Origin of the sequence: Algibacillus agarilyticus, from assembly GCF_003286125.1 — a bacterium.
GTDB lineage: Bacteria > Pseudomonadota > Gammaproteobacteria > Enterobacterales > Alteromonadaceae > Algibacillus > Algibacillus agarilyticus.
The window spans coordinates 77,111-97,605 of the sequence record NZ_QMED01000002.1; the positions used below are offsets into that span (position 1 = coordinate 77,111).

The 20,495-nt window shown below is 40.9% G+C and carries 16 protein-coding genes; all 16 read right to left on the bottom strand.

Translation table 11 applies throughout. The features are described 5' to 3' along the window. Positions 1 to 231: 231 nt before the first annotated feature. Positions 232 to 1,398, bottom strand: a complete 1,167-nt coding sequence (ftsZ, locus tag DPX34_RS02360) for a cell division protein FtsZ (RefSeq protein ID WP_111976809.1) — start codon at positions 1,396 to 1,398, stop codon at positions 232 to 234. A gap of 72 nt (positions 1,399 to 1,470) precedes the next feature. Next, entirely contained in the window at positions 1,471 to 2,703 is a 1,233-nt protein-coding gene (gene ftsA / locus DPX34_RS02365) for a cell division protein FtsA (protein WP_111976810.1), read from the bottom strand. An 8-nt stretch (positions 2,704 to 2,711) separates the two neighbouring features. Beyond that, positions 2,712 to 3,458: a cell division protein FtsQ/DivIB gene (locus DPX34_RS02370; RefSeq protein WP_111976811.1), complete on the bottom strand. Its 747-nt coding sequence runs from the start codon at positions 3,456 to 3,458 to the stop codon at positions 2,712 to 2,714. A gap of 6 nt (positions 3,459 to 3,464) precedes the next feature. Further along, a complete protein-coding gene (locus DPX34_RS02375) occupies positions 3,465 to 4,382 on the bottom strand; it encodes a D-alanine--D-alanine ligase (RefSeq protein WP_111976812.1) in 918 nt (305 codons plus the stop codon). Further along, positions 4,379 to 5,806: a UDP-N-acetylmuramate--L-alanine ligase gene (gene murC, locus DPX34_RS02380; RefSeq protein WP_232824635.1), complete on the bottom strand. Its 1,428-nt coding sequence runs from the start codon at positions 5,804 to 5,806 to the stop codon at positions 4,379 to 4,381. Before murC ends, DPX34_RS02375 begins: the two co-directional genes overlap by 4 nt. A gap of 37 nt (positions 5,807 to 5,843) precedes the next feature. After that, the gene (murG, locus tag DPX34_RS02385; protein WP_111976813.1) at positions 5,844 to 6,917 is read right to left on the bottom strand and encodes an undecaprenyldiphospho-muramoylpentapeptide beta-N-acetylglucosaminyltransferase; all 1,074 of its coding nucleotides are present in this window, start codon (positions 6,915 to 6,917) and stop codon (positions 5,844 to 5,846) included. Further along, positions 6,914 to 8,137 (bottom strand): cell division protein FtsW, encoded by a 1,224-nt coding sequence (gene ftsW, locus DPX34_RS02390; protein ID WP_111977008.1) that lies wholly within the window; start codon positions 8,135 to 8,137, stop codon positions 6,914 to 6,916. Before ftsW ends, murG begins: the two co-directional genes overlap by 4 nt. Before the next feature lie 31 nt (positions 8,138 to 8,168). Further along, positions 8,169 to 9,518, bottom strand: coding sequence for a UDP-N-acetylmuramoyl-L-alanine--D-glutamate ligase (murD, locus tag DPX34_RS02395; RefSeq protein ID WP_111976814.1), 1,350 nt, complete (start codon positions 9,516 to 9,518; stop codon positions 8,169 to 8,171). A 3-nt stretch (positions 9,519 to 9,521) separates the two neighbouring features. After that, positions 9,522 to 10,604: a phospho-N-acetylmuramoyl-pentapeptide-transferase gene (mraY, locus tag DPX34_RS02400; protein WP_111976815.1), complete on the bottom strand. Its 1,083-nt coding sequence runs from the start codon at positions 10,602 to 10,604 to the stop codon at positions 9,522 to 9,524. Beyond that, positions 10,598 to 11,962, bottom strand: coding sequence for a UDP-N-acetylmuramoyl-tripeptide--D-alanyl-D-alanine ligase (locus DPX34_RS02405; protein ID WP_111976816.1), 1,365 nt, complete (start codon positions 11,960 to 11,962; stop codon positions 10,598 to 10,600). The genes mraY and DPX34_RS02405 overlap by 7 nt, the downstream gene beginning before the upstream one ends. After that, complete coding sequence (locus DPX34_RS02410) at positions 11,959 to 13,470, bottom strand: UDP-N-acetylmuramoyl-L-alanyl-D-glutamate--2,6-diaminopimelate ligase (protein WP_111976817.1); 1,512 nt, start codon at positions 13,468 to 13,470, stop codon at positions 11,959 to 11,961. The genes DPX34_RS02405 and DPX34_RS02410 overlap by 4 nt, the downstream gene beginning before the upstream one ends. Further along, entirely contained in the window at positions 13,463 to 15,205 is a 1,743-nt protein-coding gene (locus DPX34_RS02415; RefSeq protein ID WP_111976818.1) for a peptidoglycan D,D-transpeptidase FtsI family protein, read from the bottom strand. Before DPX34_RS02415 ends, DPX34_RS02410 begins: the two co-directional genes overlap by 8 nt. Continuing rightward, a complete protein-coding gene (gene ftsL, locus DPX34_RS02420) occupies positions 15,206 to 15,532 on the bottom strand; it encodes a cell division protein FtsL (RefSeq protein WP_111976819.1) in 327 nt (108 codons plus the stop codon). Then, positions 15,522 to 16,469: a 16S rRNA (cytosine(1402)-N(4))-methyltransferase RsmH gene (gene rsmH, locus DPX34_RS02425; protein ID WP_111976820.1), complete on the bottom strand. Its 948-nt coding sequence runs from the start codon at positions 16,467 to 16,469 to the stop codon at positions 15,522 to 15,524. The genes ftsL and rsmH overlap by 11 nt, the downstream gene beginning before the upstream one ends. Then, the gene (gene mraZ / locus DPX34_RS02430; protein WP_111976821.1) at positions 16,469 to 16,927 is read right to left on the bottom strand and encodes a division/cell wall cluster transcriptional repressor MraZ; all 459 of its coding nucleotides are present in this window, start codon (positions 16,925 to 16,927) and stop codon (positions 16,469 to 16,471) included. The genes rsmH and mraZ overlap by 1 nt, the downstream gene beginning before the upstream one ends. A gap of 396 nt (positions 16,928 to 17,323) precedes the next feature. Then, on the bottom strand, positions 17,324 to 20,443 hold the full coding sequence (locus DPX34_RS02435; protein ID WP_198673601.1) for a S8 family peptidase: 3,120 nt from the start codon (positions 20,441 to 20,443) through the stop codon (positions 17,324 to 17,326). Between the last annotated feature and the right edge of the window lie 52 nt (positions 20,444 to 20,495).

Sequence of the window (20,495 nt, forward strand, 5' to 3'; positions counted from 1 at the left end):
TTTGACTACAGCTTTAGCCAAAAGTGCCGATATTTTATCATAGCTATTGAATGCAAACTAATATTGCCACTCATTAGACCAGAAAAACACATGCTTTATTTCACATTTTTATCAATTAATATCAAATCAAATACCTACCTATTTAAAAATAGAAAGCAGAAAACCCGCTTATAGTCAGACCATAAACGGGAAAGTAAGTAAGTGTGGTTGAGGCTTAGCCTCGCCGATTAATTAATCGGCTTGTTTTCTTAAAAACGCAGGTACGTCTAAATAATCTAAACCTTGTTGTTGTGCAGGTTGTCCAACTGGCTGTTGTGCAGGCGCAGTAGCAGGACGCGTTTGAGCTTCTAAGTTTACAGCCGCAGCACCTTCAGACATCGTCACGGCTGGCGCAGAAGAAGCTTCATAACGAGAAGACGTGACCAATGAAATATCAGGCTTACGCTCACCAATACCCGTTGCAACCACCGTTACTCGCAATTCTTCACTCATTTCAGGGTCAATAACTGCCCCCACAACAACCGTTGCGTTTTCTGATGCAAATGCTTTAACCGCATTACCAACCGTTTCAAACTCTTCAATACTGATATCCATACCCGCAGTGATATTAACTAAAATACCACGAGCGCCAGCAAGATCGACGTCTTCTAATAATGGAGAAGAAATAGCTTGCTCAGCGGCTTCTTCAGCACGGTCTTCACCTTTAGCAATACCAGTGCCCATCATAGCTGTACCCATTTCAGCCATAACCGTTCTTACATCGGCGAAATCGACATTAATTAAACCAGGTCGTGTAATCAGCTCTGCAATACCTTGAACCGCGCCTAATAACACATCGTTAGCGGCTTTAAATGCATCAAGTAAAGTGGTGCCTTTGCCTAATACTTTTAATAATTTATCATTTGGGATCGTGATCAAGGAATCAACTGATTTAGCTAAACCATCGATACCTTGCTCTGCATAAGCCATACGCTTACGACCTTCAAAAGGGAAAGGCTTAGTCACAACAGCAACCGTCAATATTCCCATTTCACGTGCTACTTCAGCTACAACGGGTGCAGCGCCCGTACCCGTACCACCGCCCATGCCAGCGGCAATAAAAACCATATCAGCGCCTTCAATTGCAGTACGAATAGCTTCTCTATCTTCTTCTGCACTTTGACGGCCAATTTCTGGATTAGCCCCAGCGCCTAAACCTTTAGTTACATCACGACCAATTTGTAATGTTGTCTGCGCATTTGAGTTACGCAACGCTTGCGCATCCGTATTGGCGGTCATGAATTCAACACCTTCAATGGTGTGCTTAACCATATGCTCAACGGCATTACCACCGCCACCGCCTACGCCAATGACTTTAATTACTGCTTCATCGGCATGTTCACTCATTAAATCAAACATGTTTTTCTCCACTTACTTACTTTAATTAAATTTTTAATACAAAAACATTCAACTAAGCGCACAACCACTTAGCTAGAATTCACCTTTAAACCAGCTGTGGATCCGTTGCCAAAAACTAGCATCTTCTTCATCAACTCGATTTGAAACTCGATTCATTAATTGATCTTTACCGTAATGTAATAAACCAATTGATGTTGCATACATGGGATCATCCACGTATTCAGTTAAACCTTTTAAATTAACTGGACTACCTAAACGCACTGGCATTTGGAAGATATCTTCAGCAAATTCAACAGCGCCTTCCATTTTAGAAGTGCCACCCGTTAAAACGATACCCGCGGCAATTTTATCCTCTAAGCCGCTTTTCTTTATCTCGTCATAAATCAATTCAAACAACTCTTGATAACGAGGCTCGACGACTTCAGCTAATGTATGACGCGACATTGAACGAGCCGGACGCCCTCCTACACTAGGGACTTCGATACTTTCTTCAATACTCACCAAATTACGTAATGCACAGGCATATTGAACTTTTAACTGCTCAGCATGGCTGATCGGAGTCCGAAATATTTGCGCGATATCTTTTGTTACTTGGTTACCCGCAACCGCGATAACGGCGTTATGACGAATAGCGCCATCAACATAAATAACTAAATCAATCGTACCTGCGCCCACATCAACAACCGCGACACCAAGCTCTTTCTCATCATCAGTTAAAACGGAGTCGCTAGAGGCAATAGCGGAAAACACCAAATCATCAACACGCAAACCGCAACGCTCCGCACATTTAACAATGTTTTTCGCCATGTCAGCGGCACACGTCACTAAATGCACTTTCGCTTCAAGTCTTACGCCCGACATCCCAATAGGGCTTTTAATGCCTTCTTGAATATCAACACTATAATCTTGTGGTAACACATGCAGCACTTTGCGCTCAGCGGGTAACGGCACTGATTTAGCGGTATGAATGACATTATCAACATCATCTTGAGTGACTTCGTGTTCATTGATCGGCACCATGCCATTTTCATTTTGACATTTGATATGACGCCCTGAAATAGCAATATACACAGATGAAATCTGACAGCCTGACATTAACTCGGCTTCTTCTATTGCCCGCTGGATCGACTCAATCACTAAATTAAGATCGTTAACGCCGCCTTTATCCATCCCTCTTGAAGCATGTGAACCCACCCCAACAACACTCACAGCGCCATCAGGTAAAACCTCACCAACAACCGCTACAACTTTTGCTGTACCGATATCGAGCCCAACTATTAAATTTCTGTCTGTTACTTTAGACATACTCAACTCTATTTATTATTTTCATGCTTTACACCAATGGCAAAGCCTGTGTCATATCGTAAATCAACATATGCTAATTCATGTTTCTGCATTAGCATTTGATAATGTTGTAAAAACCGCTTACTTCGATTAAGCCAGTCTTCTCGACCTAACCTTAACTTAACGCCATTTGCGAGCGTAATACTCAGTGCATGTCGCTCTGACAATGACAATTCAGTCATGTCAATGTCATACAGTTTCATTAACTCAGCCAACTGCGTATAAGTATTTAGTGCGCTTTTTTCATCACCTTCAGGGCCATAAAGCCAAGAAAGCGGTTGCAATAACCTATCTTGCTCAGCTTGGAATACATCGCCAAATTCGTTAATAAAAAAATCACCGTTCCAATGCGCAACCGGCTTTTGCTCAGTTAAATAAATTTTTAATCTATTTGGCCACTCTTTGCGTACTGACGCGCTGTAAACCCAAGCTAATGACTCTAAATGTAATTGAGCCTGATTTACATCTAATGTAAAAAAACTCTGTTGCATCTGACTTTCTAATGCATTAATAACATCTTTTTTTACAACGTAATTTTGTGTGCCATGCACAACAATTTCTTTTACTGGCAATTGGTTTTCATCAATTAACCAATTGCCAACGTATTCAATGAGCCAAACCAGACCGATAATCACCCAAAAGAAAAAAACCACGCCAGCCCAAAAAGGCCAGCCAACAGCGGCTACTTTCTCTTGCCAAGTCACCTGTTCACTCATAAAAATTTAACGAGCAGATCTTAAAATAGTGACCACTAATTCAGCAAAAGAAAGACCTTTAGCTTTAGCCGCCATTGGCACTAAACTTTTTTCTGTCATACCTGGCACGGTATTCACTTCTAGCAAATAAAACTGTCCATCTTCATCTCGCATTAAATCGACACGCCCCCAACCTTCAGCATCAACGGCCGCAAAAGCCGTTACCGCCAAAGACTGGATATAAGTTTCATCTTCAATTGATAAACCACTCGGGCAGAAATATTCAGTCGAATTAGAAAGGTATTTAGCTTCGTAATCATAAAATGCATGTGGGGTTTGCATCCGAATACTGGGTAAGGCGTCGCCATTTAAAATAGACACCGTAAATTCAGGTCCATTAATAAATTGCTCAATCAGCACATTACAGCCAAACTCGAGTGCTTTATTAACGGCTGCTTTTAATTCGTCAGCCGTGGTAACCATACTCATACCAATGCTTGAGCCTTCTTGTGCAGGCTTAACAAACGCTTTACCGTTTAACTCGACTAGCATTTGCTCAAAATCGATATTTCCGGCCTGGCTTGTTTTGACTTCACGAAATTTTGCGGTAGGTAAAGCTAAACTTTGCCAAACTCGTTTAGTTAAAATTTTGTCCATGCAAAGTGCAGATCCTAATACCCGTGAGCCGGCATAAGGTAATTTTAAATATTCCAATACACCTTGAATAACACCATCTTCACCGCCACGACCATGTAGTGTATTAAATACACGGTCGTAACCTAAGCTTTTAAGTTGTAAAGGAGACACTTCACGGGTATCAACTAAACCAGCCGTAATACCTTGCTCGACCAATGCGTTATGAACCGCTCGACCTGATTTTAATGAGATTTCGCGCTCTGCAGATGTGCCGCCATATAATACTGCAACATTACCAAATTCACTCATGACGCACCTCCTTGTTCAACATAAGCAGCCATAGCCGGCTTATTAAATTTTAAATCGGCTAATAGTTTAGCCATTGCGCCAATATTACCAGCGCCTTGGGTTAAAACCACATCACCCGCTTGAATAATTTTAGCGAGTTGCGCAGGTAACTCATTAGGTTTACTAACATAAAGCGGTTCAATTGATGCTTGTTGACGAATAGAACGGCATAACGAGCGGCTATCTGCCCCCGCTATTGGCGCTTCGCCTGCACTATACACCTCAAGTAAGCAAAGTTGATCAACTTCGGCTAATACTTTTACAAAATCTTCGTATAAATCACGTGTTCGAGTAAATCGATGTGGTTGATACGCCATCACTAAGCGGCGATCAGGAAAAGCAGCACGTATAGATTTTATCGTCGCTGCGACTTCAGTCGGGTGATGGCCATAATCGTCAATAAATTCAACATTTCCATCACCAACAGGGTAATTTCCAAGTCGTTCAAAACGACGACCAATGCCTTCAAACTTTTGCAAAGCGGCTAATATAAGATCGTCTGCAATCCCTTCGTCACAAGCTAACGCAATAGCAGCCGTTGCATTTAACGCATTATGTTGACCAGGTAAATTTAACGTGACCGTTAATGGTTCAGCTTTAGGCCGTAAAACAGTAAAATGACTTGTACTGCCCACTTGAGAAAAACCGGTTATTTGGTAATCCGCTTTATCTGTAAAACCATAACTTAAATAATTTCGACCAATACGCTCGGCTAACTCAACAACGGTTTCGTCATCAAAACACAAAATAGCCATGCCATAAAAAGGTAAATTGTGTAAAAAGTCACAATAGGTATCTTTCATTTTACTGAAATCACCCTCGTAGGTATCCATGTGATCAGGTTCAACATTCGTTACGACAGAGATCATCGGTTGTAAATGTAAAAATGAAGCATCTGACTCATCTGCTTCTGCAACTAAGTATCGGCTTTTACCCAAACGCGCATTGGTATTTGCACTGTTTAATCGACCACCAATGATAAAGGTGGGATCAAGACCGGCTTGAGCAAATATACTCGCAACCAAGCTCGTTGTTGTTGTTTTGCCATGCGTACCCGCGATCGCAATACCATGGCGATAACGCATTAATTCAGCTAGCATTTCAGCACGTTGAATAACGGGGATCCGTTGCTCTTTTGCCGCTGCAACTTCTGGGTTTTGTGCAGAAACTGCACTGGAAATAACCACAACATCTGCAGAATTAATATTCTCAGCATGATGACCAATTAACACATTAGCCCCCATGTCGATTAAACGCTGTGTATTAGCACTATGAGCAATATCCGAGCCCGATATTTTATAACCGTCAGTTAATAACACTTCGGCAATGCCACACATGCCAGAGCCACCAATACCCACCATGTGAATATTTTGAACTCTGCGCATTTCTGGTATTTTAAATTCGGTTTCGTTTATGTTCACTCTAATCCTCTACAACTAATTGATTTACAACGTTGACAACTCGCTCGGTTGAATCAACGATGGCAACGCTTTTGCACTGCGCTGCCATTTCGACTAATAAACTCGGCAGCTGTGCTAGTGCAATTAAATGCTTAGCTAACTCACCTTTTAATAATTCTGTTTGCGGCAATAAAATGCCTGCACCTGCGTTAACCAATATTTCCGCATTTTTAGTTTGGTGGTCATCAACCGCATGTGGCAACGGCACTAAAATACTCGGCATATGAGCCGCCGCTAACTCAGAAACCGTTAAGGCTCCAGCTCGACAAACAACTAAATTAGCTAAATCATAGGCAGCAGCCATGTCGTCAATAAATTCAACAACCTCGACTTTTGCGTTAATACCCGCATAAGCCGCCTTAACCGACGCTAAATTACCGCGACCAGTTTGATGCAAAACACTAACATCAATGTTTTGCTCAACTAATAATTTAAGTGCGACTGGCATTTGCTCATTTAATACCTGTGCCCCTAAACTACCGCCAACAACTAAAATACTTAACTCCGTTAATGCCGTTTCTTCTACTGCTTTAATTTGATTTCGTACTGGGTTTCCTACCACGTTTGTATTAGCTGATAATCCTTTGGTATTAGCAAAGGCCATCAAGGTACGATCAGCTAAACGACTTAACACTCTATTTGTTAAACCAGCCGCTGCATTTTGCTCGTGGATCACCAAAGGTTTAGCTAGCAATTTAGCCGCTAACCCACCTGGCATTGCAGCATAACCACCAAAACCAATAACAATGTCAGCTCGCCTTGCTTTAATAATGGTTATCGCTTGCCATACAGCGTTTAGTAACATAAATGGCGTTAACAGCTTTCTAAATAAACCTTTATTACGCACACCTTTGATATCAATGAAATCAATTTCGATATCATGTTGTGGAACAAGCTGAGCTTCCATACGCTCGGCTGTCCCTAACCACGTAACTTGCCAACCTTGTTTTTTAAGCTCTTCAGCAACGGCCAGCCCAGGGAAAATATGCCCTCCGGTGCCACCCGCCATAATAATTGCGCGCTTAACTGAACTCATTTTTTGTTAGCCTTACGCTTGGATTGCTTGCTTTTAGTTAATTTATTTTCTTTTTTAGGTTTACTAGAGCGCGTTGCTTGAATACTTTCTAAACGCAATTCATAGTCAATTCTCATAACAGCCGCGATCGCCACACTCATTACCAATAAACTACTGCCACCATAACTAACTAAAGGTAGGGTTAAACCTTTCGTGGGTAACATGCCAGCACTTGCGCCGATATTAACCGCGGCTTGAAAACTAATCCAAATAGCCATCGCATACGCAAAATAGCCTTCAAATTGTTTTTCGGCGACAAGCGCTCTTTTACCAAGCGTTAAAATTTTACCAACAAGCCAAAACACAATACCAACAATCAAAAAAACACCGACAAATCCGGTTTCTTCAGCCAAAACAGCAAACACAAAATCGGTATGCGCTTCAGGTAAAAAATGTAATTTTTGAATACTATTGCCTAAGCCCATGCCAAACCAATCACCTCGACCGTAGGCCATTAATGACTGAGTTAATTGATAGCCACTACCAAATGGATCAGACCATGGGTCTAAAAATGAAGTCACACGACGAACCCGGTATTCAGCAGATAAAATAAGCACAACAACCGCACAACAGCCCATGATAAACAAACCAAAAAATTGAACTAACTTAGCACCGGCTAAAAAAAGCAAACCAATGGTTGTCGCAAACATCACAACCACAGTGCCCAAATCAGGTTGCAGCAATAACAGCATCGCCAAGGCAAACATAACGCATAAAGGCTTAATAAAGCCGCGAATATTCGCTTTAACTTCGGTTTCTCGACGAACTAAATAACCCGCTAAATAAACAAAAAAGAACAACTTAGCCGGCTCTGCAGCTTGTATATTCAAAGGCCCTAAGGCCAACCAACGAGTACTACCGTTAACCGTTTTACCGACTAACAAAACGGCCACTAATAAACCAAATGCGACCATTAATAAATAAGGGTTATATTTTTTCCACCATGACATCGGTATTTGTATTACCGCCATGAACGTAATAAACCCTAAAACTAAATAAACAATATGCCGGATGGCAAAATGCAGCGGGTTATCATACAGTTTGCTGGCAACAGGAATCGACGCAGAGGCCACCATTAGCAACCCAGTCGCCAATAAAATGCAACATAAGATAACTAAAGTCCGATCATATAAAGCATGGTCTTGACCCTTACCAAATACGTTATTGCCTAACTCACTCATCTGTTCTTGCCATGTCGGCTTGGTGAGCTGATCAACTAAACTCATCTAAGGCCTCCACCGCTTGAATAAAAGCCAAACCGCGCTGTTCAAAATTTTTAAACATATCGAGCGAAGCACAAGCAGGTGAAAGCAGCACCGTATCACCATTGTTAGCCAATGATGCCGCTAACTTAACCGCCCCTTCTAAATCATCAACTTGAGTTGAACTTGCTTTTAGACTCGCAATTAAATGTCCTTCTTGGCCAAATGTGATCAACTGACTGACTTGCTCATTTAACACTGAACGGAGTGGTTCAAAATCAGCATCTTTACCGACACCGCCTGCAATCAATATCAATTGCCCCTGCTCATTCGCTAACCCATTCAGAGCCGCTAAAGTCGCACCGACATTAGTCGCTTTTGAATCATTGAGCCAATTAACACCAAAACGCTGAGAAATACGCTGACATCGATGGGCTAACCCGGTGTAATGCTGAAATGCGTGCTCAACTTTTTCGGCAATAGCCGAAAATTCAAACATGACGGCAGCAACCGCAAGCATATTCAGTTGATTATGTACACCGACAAGGCCTGCATTTTGTAAAGAGTATACCGGTTGATTTAAATAACAGGCTCGATCATCAATCACTTGCCATTTGGCATTTTTCGATTGGCCAAAACTAACTTGTCGATAACATTCATTAGGTTGAGTTAAATCATCATCAGCATTAAAAATGGCTAATTGAGCACCACGATAAATATTCTTTTTAGTCGCAGTATATTCTTCCATACTGCTGTAGCGATCCATATGGTCTTCGCTTACATTCAATAATAAAGCTATATCAGGAGAAAAACTGGGGCAAAATTCTAATTGAAAACTAGATAATTCAAGCACATAAACATCAGGATTATCATTTAATAAGTCTAAAGCTGGACGCCCTATGTTTCCGCCAACAGCATTTGATATGCCCGCAGCCAAAAGTGTTTCGCCTAATAAACTCACAACAGTCGATTTACCATTTGAGCCTGTAACCGCAATCACTTTAACTGGCGTTCTATTTTCTTGGATATGCTCAATTGCATGCGAAAATAGTTCAATTTCATTTATTAACTCAACGCCTTCAGCTTGGGCATCTTCGATCCAGCTTTGACGAGGGTCAATGCCTGGACTCATTAAAATATAATCAAATTGTTGTAAATATTCAGAATCAACAAAACCAAACTTCAGCGCTAAGCGCTCTGGAATTAAATCAAGTTGATCAACCAATGGCGGTTGCTTTCGAGTATCACAAACTGCAGGCACAATACCTTGACTTAATAAATAACGCACGCAAGAAAGTCCACTCAGCCCTAAGCCCAGTACACAAAATTTCTTATGATTGTTACGTTTAAGCCAAGTCATATTTTATCTTATCTTCAGGGTTGCTAAACCAACCAATACCAACATTAAACTAATAATCCAAAATCGCACGATCACGCGCGGCTCTGGCCAGCCTTTCAATTCATAATGATGATGAATGGGAGCCATTCTAAAAATACGTTCACCCCGTAATTTATAACTGCCGACTTGTAAAATAACCGACAGCGTTTCAATAACAAAAACCCCACCCATAATAAATAGGATGAGCTCTTGTCTTACTAAAATAGCGATCACGCCCAATGCAGCGCCTAACGCTAAAGAGCCTACATCGCCCATAAAAACTTGAGCTGGGTAAGTGTTAAACCATAAAAACCCTAATCCAGCGCCAACAATCGCGGTACACACAATGACTAATTCACTGGTTAAAGGTAAATAAGGAATATTTAAATAAGCAGAAAAATTAACATTACCTGTAACATACGCAATTAATGCAAATGCACTCGCAACCATAATCGTAGGCACAATCGCTAATCCATCTAATCCATCGGTTAAATTAACCGCGTTACTCGTGCCAACGATAACGAAATAACAAACCAGTAAATACAAAGCGCCAAGCTGTGGTAAAACTTCTTTAAAAAATGGCACTAAGAGTACCGTTTCATTTGGGTCTTGAGCGGTGTAATACAAGAAAAAAGCAACTAACAACGCACAAGTCGATTGCCAAAAATATTTCCAACGCGCAATTAAGCCTTTAGAATCTTTGCGGATCACTTTGCGGTAATCATCAACAAAACCAATTAGGCCAAAGCTCACCACAACAAATAAAGTCACTAAAACATAACGATTTGATAAATCTGCCCACATCAAAGAAGCAAAAACAATCGAACCTAAAATCAAAATACCGCCCATCGTTGGCGTACCCGATTTTGAAAAATGGGATTCAGGGCCATCATCACGAACCGTTTGACCAATCTGCATCCGTTGTAAATAACGGATCAATTTGGGTCCTAAATACAATGACAACATTAAAGCCGTTAAAATGCTTAATATGGCCCGCATCGTCAAATACGAAAAAACATTAAAACCAGGCTCATATTGTGTTAGCCATTCGGCTAGCCAAACTAGCATTCATTAACTCCTAAAATTTTCAATTCTTCTATTACTCTTTCCATTTTTGCACTACGAGAACCTTTTACTAAAATAGTGGTTGGTTCAGCTGTTAACTCGGCATGCAGTGCGACCATTAAATGATCAAGTTCATGATAATGATGGCGATGGGTATGCCCAGTGTGAGCATGCAAGCTAAGTTCACCTAAGGTAAACAATTCAGAGATCCCTATAGAGCGCGCATAATCCCCCACCATTTGGTGCTCTTTACGGGCATAATTACCTAATTCAGCCATATCGCCCATCACAAATATTTTACGGCCACCTGTTTGCGCCAATACATCTAACGCCGCTTTCATTGAAGCTGAATTAGCATTGTAAGTATCATCAATAGCAACAAGTGTTGGGCTAATTTCGATTCTATTTAATCGGCCTTGTACCGTAACATCTCGGTTTAAACCGACTACAACCGATTCAATCGCAATGCCCGCAGCAATAGCACATGTAGCCGCCGCTAGCGCATTTTGAATATTGTGCTGCCCCGGCAAAGAGAGTGTTATCGGGTAGGCTTTACTTTTGTGGACTAAATTAAATTCAGCATAACCCGATGCGTTAAAACGAATGTCAGCCGCACTCACATCTGCAGATCGGTGCTGCAAAGCAAAACTGAGTGTATTTACTTTTTCTAAACGGCCGTGCCAACGCGTGATATACGGGCAATCTAAATTAATCACAGCGACTTTATCAGGCGCTAAGCCACCGTATATTTCGCCTTTTGCTTGCGCAACACCATTAAGAGAGCCAAAACCTTCAAGGTGAGCAGCTGAAACATTATTAACGAGCGCGACATCGGGTTGTACCAAATCAACCGTATAAGATATTTCACCAATATGATTAGCACCGAGCTCTACAACCGCATACTCATGTTCGAGCGTTAAATTAAGTAAAGTTAATGGCACACCAATATCGTTATTTAAATTGCCTTGTGTCATTAAAGTTTGACCGGCTTGTGCGCAAATAGATCCTAATAGTTCTTTAACCGTTGTTTTGCCACAACTACCGGTGATAGCAATAGTCACCGCTTTACTTAACGCTTTTACACCTTTAGCAATTAAACCTAGCGCAACGCGGGTGTCATCAACAACAACTTGAGGTATATCAAGCTCAAGTACATGATCAACCACAACCGCGCTTGCCCCTTGTTCAATCGCTTGTTCGATAAAAGCATGTGCATCAAAACGGTCGCCTCTTAAGGCGATAAACAAAGAGCCACTTTTAATTTCACGTGTATCCGTACTGACTTGTTCGATAGGCGTATCAAGTCCAATAAACTGCCCTTTGCATAGTTCACAAATTTCTTGCAGACTCATTTTTATCATGCTGCGCGCTCCATCAATTGCTGAACATAAGCTCTTTCGTTATATTTTATTTTTTCAGAGCCTATTTCTTGAGTTAATTCATGCCCTTTTCCGGCGATTAAAACAACATCGCCCGGTTGAGCTTGCTGATAAGCTTGTGCAATGGCAGCTTTGCGGTCGAGTACAATCTCTACCGCTGTATTATTAGAAATTCCATCGTAGATTGCATTTGCGATCATCATTGGATCTTCGCTACGTGCATTATCATTCGTGATAATAATACGATCCGCATACTGTGCTGCCACTTGCCCCATTAAAGGTCTTTTATCAATATCTCGATCACCGCCACAGCCAAAAACGACATACAAAGCACAATCAGTAGATGACAAATGTTGACGACAAGCTTGTAAAGCTTGTGCTAATCCATCTGGTGTATGAGCAAAATCAACAACTAATAAAGGTTTATCGGGGCAATAAAAAGTTTCCATTCGACCTTTAATTGCATTAATACTTTCAATCGCTTGCATCACTTCAGTTAACGTAAATCCCTGAGCTAGTAAAATACCGGCGACGACTAATGCGTTTTCAATATTAAATTGCCCCAACAAATTCAACTGACATTTAACGGTCTCTGTTGTTGTTTTTAAAGCAAATTTAAATCCATGCGGAAGCACTTTAATATCACATGCTTGTACAAAATTAGGCTGTTGAGTTAAAGCAGCAGAGCGGCCAACTTGAATGATTTTTGCATTTTCAACGCTCGCCTCATTCATTAATTCTTCAACTAATAATGAACCCCATTTATTATCAATATTAATCACAAAAGCGTTTGCATCATACTGAGTAAAAAGCGCTTTTTTGGCTTGATAATAGCTTGACATATCACCATGAAAATCAAGATGGTCATGTGATAAATTGCTAAAAGCACTCACAAAAAAAGCCAATCCATGCACCCGTTGCTCAACTAATGCGTGGCTCGATACCTCTAAAGCACAAATATCAGAGCCTGCGAGCTTAATGTCAGCGAGCAAGTTATATAATTCAATTGCAACAGGGGTCGTATTAGCCAATTCCTTTTCATCATTAGGTGTTTTTACGCCTAACGTACCTAAATATGCGGGTTGTTTATTTAAAAAAAGTAAACATTGATATGTCATATCCGCAATTGATGTTTTGCCGTTAGTACCGGTTATCGCTATTAAGGGAAAATCTGAAATCATCGATGACATGCAGGCAGTTGCCAATGCATTTTGTAAGCTTGACAGATGTGCGATATAAATAATTTGCACTGCGTTAAAGGTTTTAACTCGACCGTGTGGGTTATCTGTATCGGCTTCTGCCAAAACAGCAACGGCACCTTGCTTAATTGCTTGGTGTATATATTGACGGCCATCAAGCCGCGCGCCCAGCAAAGCAATAAATACCGTTTGTGTATCCACTTTTCTTGAATCAAGTTGTAAACGCTCAAACTCAATATCAGGCAAATCAGCCTTACAAATATTATTAAACAACGACAACGAGTTAGGCACTTGGCTTGCCTCCTTGTCGGTTAGCTAATGTCACTGAACCTTCTTGATCGGGTGATTCATTTAAAATACGTAAAGCACCTTGCGCTATTTTACTAAACACAGGCGCCGCGACATCACCACCACCGTATTCATCACCTTTAGGATTATTAACCACAACCACCAACGCAATACGCGGCTTACTGGCTGGCGCTATTCCAACAAAGGTGCTGTAATAATCATGGCCATAACCACCCGCAACCGCTTTTCGCGATGTGCCTGTTTTACCTGCAATACGATAACCTTCAACTGCAGCTCGCGTGCCGGTTCCACCTTCTTCGGTGACTCGTTCTAACATACGTAAAACTTGACGACTTGAACTCGCAGCAAAAACTCGATCACCCTCTGGAGCGGTATCTCTTTTTATAATCGAAAGCGGTCGTTGAATACCGCCAGCCGCTATCGTCGCATAAAACCGAGCGAGCTGAATTGGTGTAACAGAAAGGCCATAACCGAATGATAACGTCGCTAATTCGAAATCAGACCAACGGCGACGGTCATAAAATACACCTGAGCTTTCACCCAATATAGAACTGCCAGAATCAGTACCAAAACCCGCGTTGTAATAAGCATCTAAAAAATGTTCAACCGGCATAGATAACGCCAATTTAGTCACCCCAACATTACTGGATTTTTGCAATATCGAAATCAAATCCATTTTGCCATTATTGCGACCATCTCGAACTCGACGACCACCAATTTGCATCCAACCAGGAGACGTATCGATTAAATCACCAGGACTAACAGAACCAAACTCTAACGCCGACAATACCACTAGCGGTTTAATTGACGACCCAGGTTCAAAAGCATCGGTAACCGCCCTATTTCGAGCATTACGCGCGCTATAAGTATTACGATTATTCGGGTTGTAACTTGGGCTATTAACCAGCGCTAATATCTCGCCGGTGTTAACATCAACCATAACGACAGAGCCAGAGTCAGCATCGTGGTACTGAACCGCTGATTTTAGCTCTTGGTAAGCAAGCGCTTGAATGCCTTGATCTATCGATAAATAAATATCTTGAGCTGGATGTGCTTCATCAACATTAAGCACTTTGATCACTTGCCCTCGAGCATCTTTTAATACGTGGCGTTTGCCAGCTTCACCTGTCAATTCATCATTGTATAAACTTTCAATCCCTTCGATCCCATCGTCATCAATATTAGTTAAGCCAACTAAATGTGCACTCACTTCACCGTACGGATAATAACGTTTAGACTCTGGACGCAAATAGACACCTGGAATGTCCAATTGGTCTATGTATTCAGCTAAAGCGGGGGTTATTTGGCGACCCAAATAAATAAAGCGTTTTTCTTTCTCAATAGCAACATTCACTTTATCGAGCAAACGATCAACAGGATCATTCAGCACATCGGCTAATGCACGCCACTCACGCTCTAAAGTAAGGCCATGGTAACGATTGATCGTGACGGGGTCAGCCCAAACAGTATTGACAGGAGCTGAGATAGCTAACTCTAAACCGTTGCGATCTTTAATCATGCCACGATGAACATTATCCGCTAGATAACGATGAGTTCGAGCATCACCTTGCTTTCGCAACATGTCAGGTTGAATAACTTGGATATAAGCAGCACGAGAAATTAAGGCAAAAAACACAAGCGCAACCGTCGCAAAAACGACATAAAATCGCCAGCGTCCCACTTGTTGTTGTTTTGGTTTTCCAGTTCGCTTTTTCATCTAAGGTTCTATAATAATTTCGTCAGCGGGAATAGCCCGTTTCATTTTTAAGTCATCTTTAGCCATTTGCTCAATTCGACTATGTTCAGATAATGCGTTAAGTTCGAGCAACATATGGCGCCAATCTACATCGAGTCTATCTTGGCTATCTTGTAATTTTTGCACTTGTGTATTGAGTAAACGGTTTTTCCATGCAAAATAAACAACCGCGTATGCACTGCTTAAAACAGCAAGTACCAATACAATGATCAGCTTATGATCGAGCCAATCTTTAATAATGACCCAAGCTAAATTGGGTGTTTTATCTAATTGCTCGTTATTCGCCACGTAACCGTTCTGCAATCCGTAAAACTGAGCTTCGAGAGCGCGTGTTCAACTCAACTTCTTGTGCTGTCGGTTTTATCGCTTTACCAATCGTTTTTAATTTGATGTGTTTATTGAGCTCATCATCCGTTACAGGCAAGCCTCGTGGCACCGCAACAGCTTTGCTTTTTTCATTCATGAAGCGTTTCACAATACGATCTTCTAGTGAATGGAAACTAATAACTGATAAACGACCACCAATGGCCAACATATCAATTGCATCGGTCAATACTTGCTTTATCGCATCTAACTCACCATTAACTTGGATCCGAATAGCTTGAAACGTGCGTGTTGCAGGATGTTTTCCAGGCTCTTTCTTTTTTATAATGCGCTCTAATAACCCCGCTAAATCAAGCGTACGAACAAACGGTTTAGTATCACGATCATACACAATTGCCGCCGCAATCTTTCGTGCAAAGCGCTCTTCACCGTATTCTTTTAATACATAGGCAATGTCGTCTCGTTCAGCTGTTTTCAACCACTGAGCAGCCGACTGACCTTTAGATGAGTCCATACGCATATCAAGTGGGCCGTCACGCATAAAACTAAAACCGCGCTCAGCATCATCAAGTTGTGGTGAACTCACCCCTAAATCAAATAAAATGCCGTCAACTTTCCCCATTAAATTCATCGTTGTTAATTCATCTTGCATATTGGCAAAATTACTATGAACAATGGTAAAACGTGGATCATTAAAATGTGTGTTCGCAAATTCAATTGCTGTCGGGTCTTGATCAAAGGCGATTAAACGCCCGTCAGGCCCGAGTTGTTTTAAAATTTCTCGACTGTGTCCACCACGGCCAAATGTACCATCAACATAAAGTCCATTAGGCTTTATGGCTAAGGCATCAACAGACTCTCGTAATAAAACACTTATATGACCAGCTTGAGCTTGTTCCATTACAACGATAAATCCTGTAGTCGTTCACTTATTTCGTAATCAGGTGCATGCATTGCGTTAATATCATTTTCCATTTGTTGATCCCATTCATCTTGAGCCCAAATTTCAAATTTATTAACTTGGCCTGACAGCAATAATTGTTTTTTTAAATTAGCGTATTGTCGCAACGCACTTGGAATGATAAATCGACCATTTTTATCGATTTCTGCCTCATTGGCATTACCCAAAAGTAAACGTTTTACACGACTTTGTTGTGGATCCATATCAGATAATTTCAATAGTTTTTGTTCTATCGCTTCCCATTCAGTTAACGGGTAAAGCCATAAACAACGCTGGTTTAAGTTAATCGTACAGATCACAGAGCCACCACATTCATCTTGCAACAGATCACGATAACGTGTCGGAATTGCGATCCGACCTTTATCATCCATTGTTAACAAATGAGAGCCTCTAAACACGTAACTTACCTACCCACACGATTAATTGGAAAAACCACTTTGATCCACAAAGATCCACTTTTACCCACAATGGCACAGTTTCGGGGCGCAGGCCTATTTTGTCAAGATTAAAATAAGATATGACAACTGGGTATATACACAGTTAAAATTGAATTTTTCGGCAAAGCCTTGAAAACAGTGGATAAAAGATGTGGGTGTTTTTTGATAAGAGCAAAACGGTCTAAGTAGAGAACAAAATATAATGAATGTCACATTGGGAGAGTCCAAACCATGTCATTATTTTATGCTTAAAAGAAAGGGGGAATTAAAACGACAAAAAAGACTATATTTGCCAGCATATCTAAACCAACTAATAGGCGTGATTCACATTTTACTTAAGTAACCCAGGTAGTGATATTACGCGCTAAAGCGTAATAATGAAATAAACCAACGATAGCTAAATAACCAAGCCAAACACCACAACCAAATTATTGATAATCCCCCTCCCGCAGAATCGGGTACTGTTTTATCAGGGTCTAATGGAAAAGCATCGGCATTGTCACCGACACCATCACTATCTGAATCTTGCCATTCTGTCGCATCTTGCGGGAATACATCCGCGTTATCACCAACACTATCATTGTCAGTATCTAGCCACTCTGTCGCATCTTGTGGGAATACATCCGCGTTATCACCGACACCATCGCTATCTGAATCTTGCCATTCTGTCGCATCTTGCGGGAATACATCGGCGTTATCACCAACACTATCATTGTCAGTATCTAACCATTCTGTCTCATCTTTTGGGAAAAAATCTGCGTTATCACCGACACCATCGCTATCTGAATCTTGCCATTCTGTCGCATCTTGCGGAAAAACATCGGCATTATCACCAACACTATCATTGTCAGTATCTAGCCACTCTGTCGCATCTTGTGGGAAAACATCCGCGTTATCACCGACACCATCGCTATCTGAATCTTGCCATTCTGTCGCATCTTGCGGGAATACATCGGCATTATCACCAACACTATCATTGTCAGTATCTAACCATTCTGTCGCATCTTGCGGGAATGCATCCGAGATATCAGCAACACCATCACTATCAAGATCTCGTAATCCCGCCACTAATCTAAATAAATTGCGTGTCGAGTTAACCGCAATAGGCACCGAAAGACCTTGCTCATCTCTTACAAGGTCAGCCGATATATCTTTCCACTCTGCTTGTTGCCATACCTCAATTTTTTGCAACGTATAATATGTTTGATCAAGAAATTGAAAATTAAGTGTTAAAGCATCATTCTGAATAGAATCAATTTGTAATATCAATTGTTCTGCTTCATGAGTCGTATCGTCAGGCAAACGCGAAAGCCACTGCACGCTACTCAATGATTGCTCAGCGCTAATGCACATTCTACCGATATCGCTATAGCTAGAACACCAATCAGCCCGGCTACTGACTTCAATGTTAATATCTAATAACTGTTGCCAATTTTCTGTTTTATTTTCCGCAATAATACTCACGTCATCACGACTGATCTCAGCAGCAACACCTTGGATCTCTCCCGTTGCATTATTTAATGTTAAACCAACGGGTAACGATGAGTTATTTAAAGCATAGTTAATATCATCAGCGTGATTAAACCTAAGCGGGATAGTGACCGGCTCGTTATAAGGTACTGAAAAAAGCGATTGAGTCAGCCAGTATTGTGTTAAATCATTTAAAATCACGGTACTTGAATAGCTTGAGTGTTTAGTGACTAAAGTATTAGCGGCCGGCGACCAATACTCATAAGATGCACGTATTCGATATTGATACTGACTATTTTCGAGTACCGCATCATCACGGTATTCTAAAATGTCACTTTCTACATCGGCAAGCTTAGACCAACCAAAACCTTTACGGCGAAAAATAGAAATACGGTCAGCATACTCATTCGGGTTCCAGTTTAGCAATACACTGTTACCTTCAACTTTAATGTTATCAATTTCAACCGGAGAAAGATCGGGTTCAAAAAATAACGGCTTAGTTTCTCTACCTGATAAATCAACACCAACAAAATAGCCAATACGTTGAGTATTTAGCTTTACGCGCATCATATTATTAGTTTGCGTGATAATGTCTAAATTATGTTTATCTACACCTTGCTGAGTTAACTGATAAAAATTTAAATGAGAAATATTATCAAGTTGCGTACCGTCAAACTGTATTTCACTCTCATTTTCGTTGTTCTGTGCATTGTCTTGTGCATTGTCTTGCACATTAAATCGATAAAATTCAGAATAGGCTTGTATAGGTGAATTGATTAATTCAAGTAAATTAAGCCCATCGCCACTGCGTATTTTTTCTAAATACCGTATGCTGTCATTTTCTTGAGTCGCATGCCATAAGTTAGGTTTTAAATGACTTAACGCAATTGAAGGCTGCAGAGTCAAATAATGGGCAATAGCGGCACTCACTATAGGCGTAGCCATAGACGTGCCCGATAAATACTTAGTGCTGCTGTCTAACCATGTACTGAAAATACCTTCACCAGGCGCTGCCACATCAACTAAATTAGCCGAGTAATTAGATTTATCCCATAGTGATTCCGATTCATTAGTCGCGGCCACACTAACTAAATTAGAATAAATAGAACTTAGGGCTGCGGGGTAAACAGGATGTTTCTGTAAGTTGCGGCCAGAGTTACCCGCCGCAGTAACCACAACAACTTGCTTTGATTCAGCGTATTCAATGGCATCGGCAATCGCTTGGCTATAATCACCAAACTCTAACGATAAATTAATAATTTTAGCGCCATTATCAATGGCATAGTATATGCCTTCAATAATATTAGAGATTGGACCCGCGCCATTAGCGTTTAAAACTTTGACGCTCATAATACTGGCTTGCCAGCATACCCCAACAGTTTGCTTACCATTATTACCAAGTGCACCAATCACACCCGATACATGCGTACCATGGCCATTATCATCTTCAGGTATTGCTTGATTTTCGACTAAATTAATACCATTAATATCATCGATATAACCATTCAAATCGTTATCGATATTATCACCCGCTATCTCAAAAGGGTTTAACCATAAGTTACTAATCAATTCAGGATGATCTAACTGAACCCCAGTATCAATAACGGCAATCGTCACATTAGAACAGTCCAAATTGCGTAACCATAATGACTCAGAGTTTAATCTGGTGTGATGCCATTGCTCTGTAAAATCAGGATCGTTAGGTAATTGATTAATTTTACTCACTTGGTCAAGTTCAACATTGGCAACAATATCAAGTGACCGTAAAGCCAAAAGAATATCGGCATCACTCTGATGATCAGGAATTGTTAAACGCGTATAACTTGCACCGGAAGGGTCTTCTGCCAGCCACTCTTGAGTGAGTTCAGCAAAGGGAAAAGCAGATAACGCTAAGACTCGTTCACTATATAAAACGTTAGCTTGCCATTTTACAATGACACTGTTTGCATTAACCGTATTGAGACTAAAAATAATAAGAAGCAAAAAAATTAAATAACGAGCAATCATAAACATCCATAAAAAACAAAAAAGGCCTGCTAGGCAGGCCTTTTAACTATGG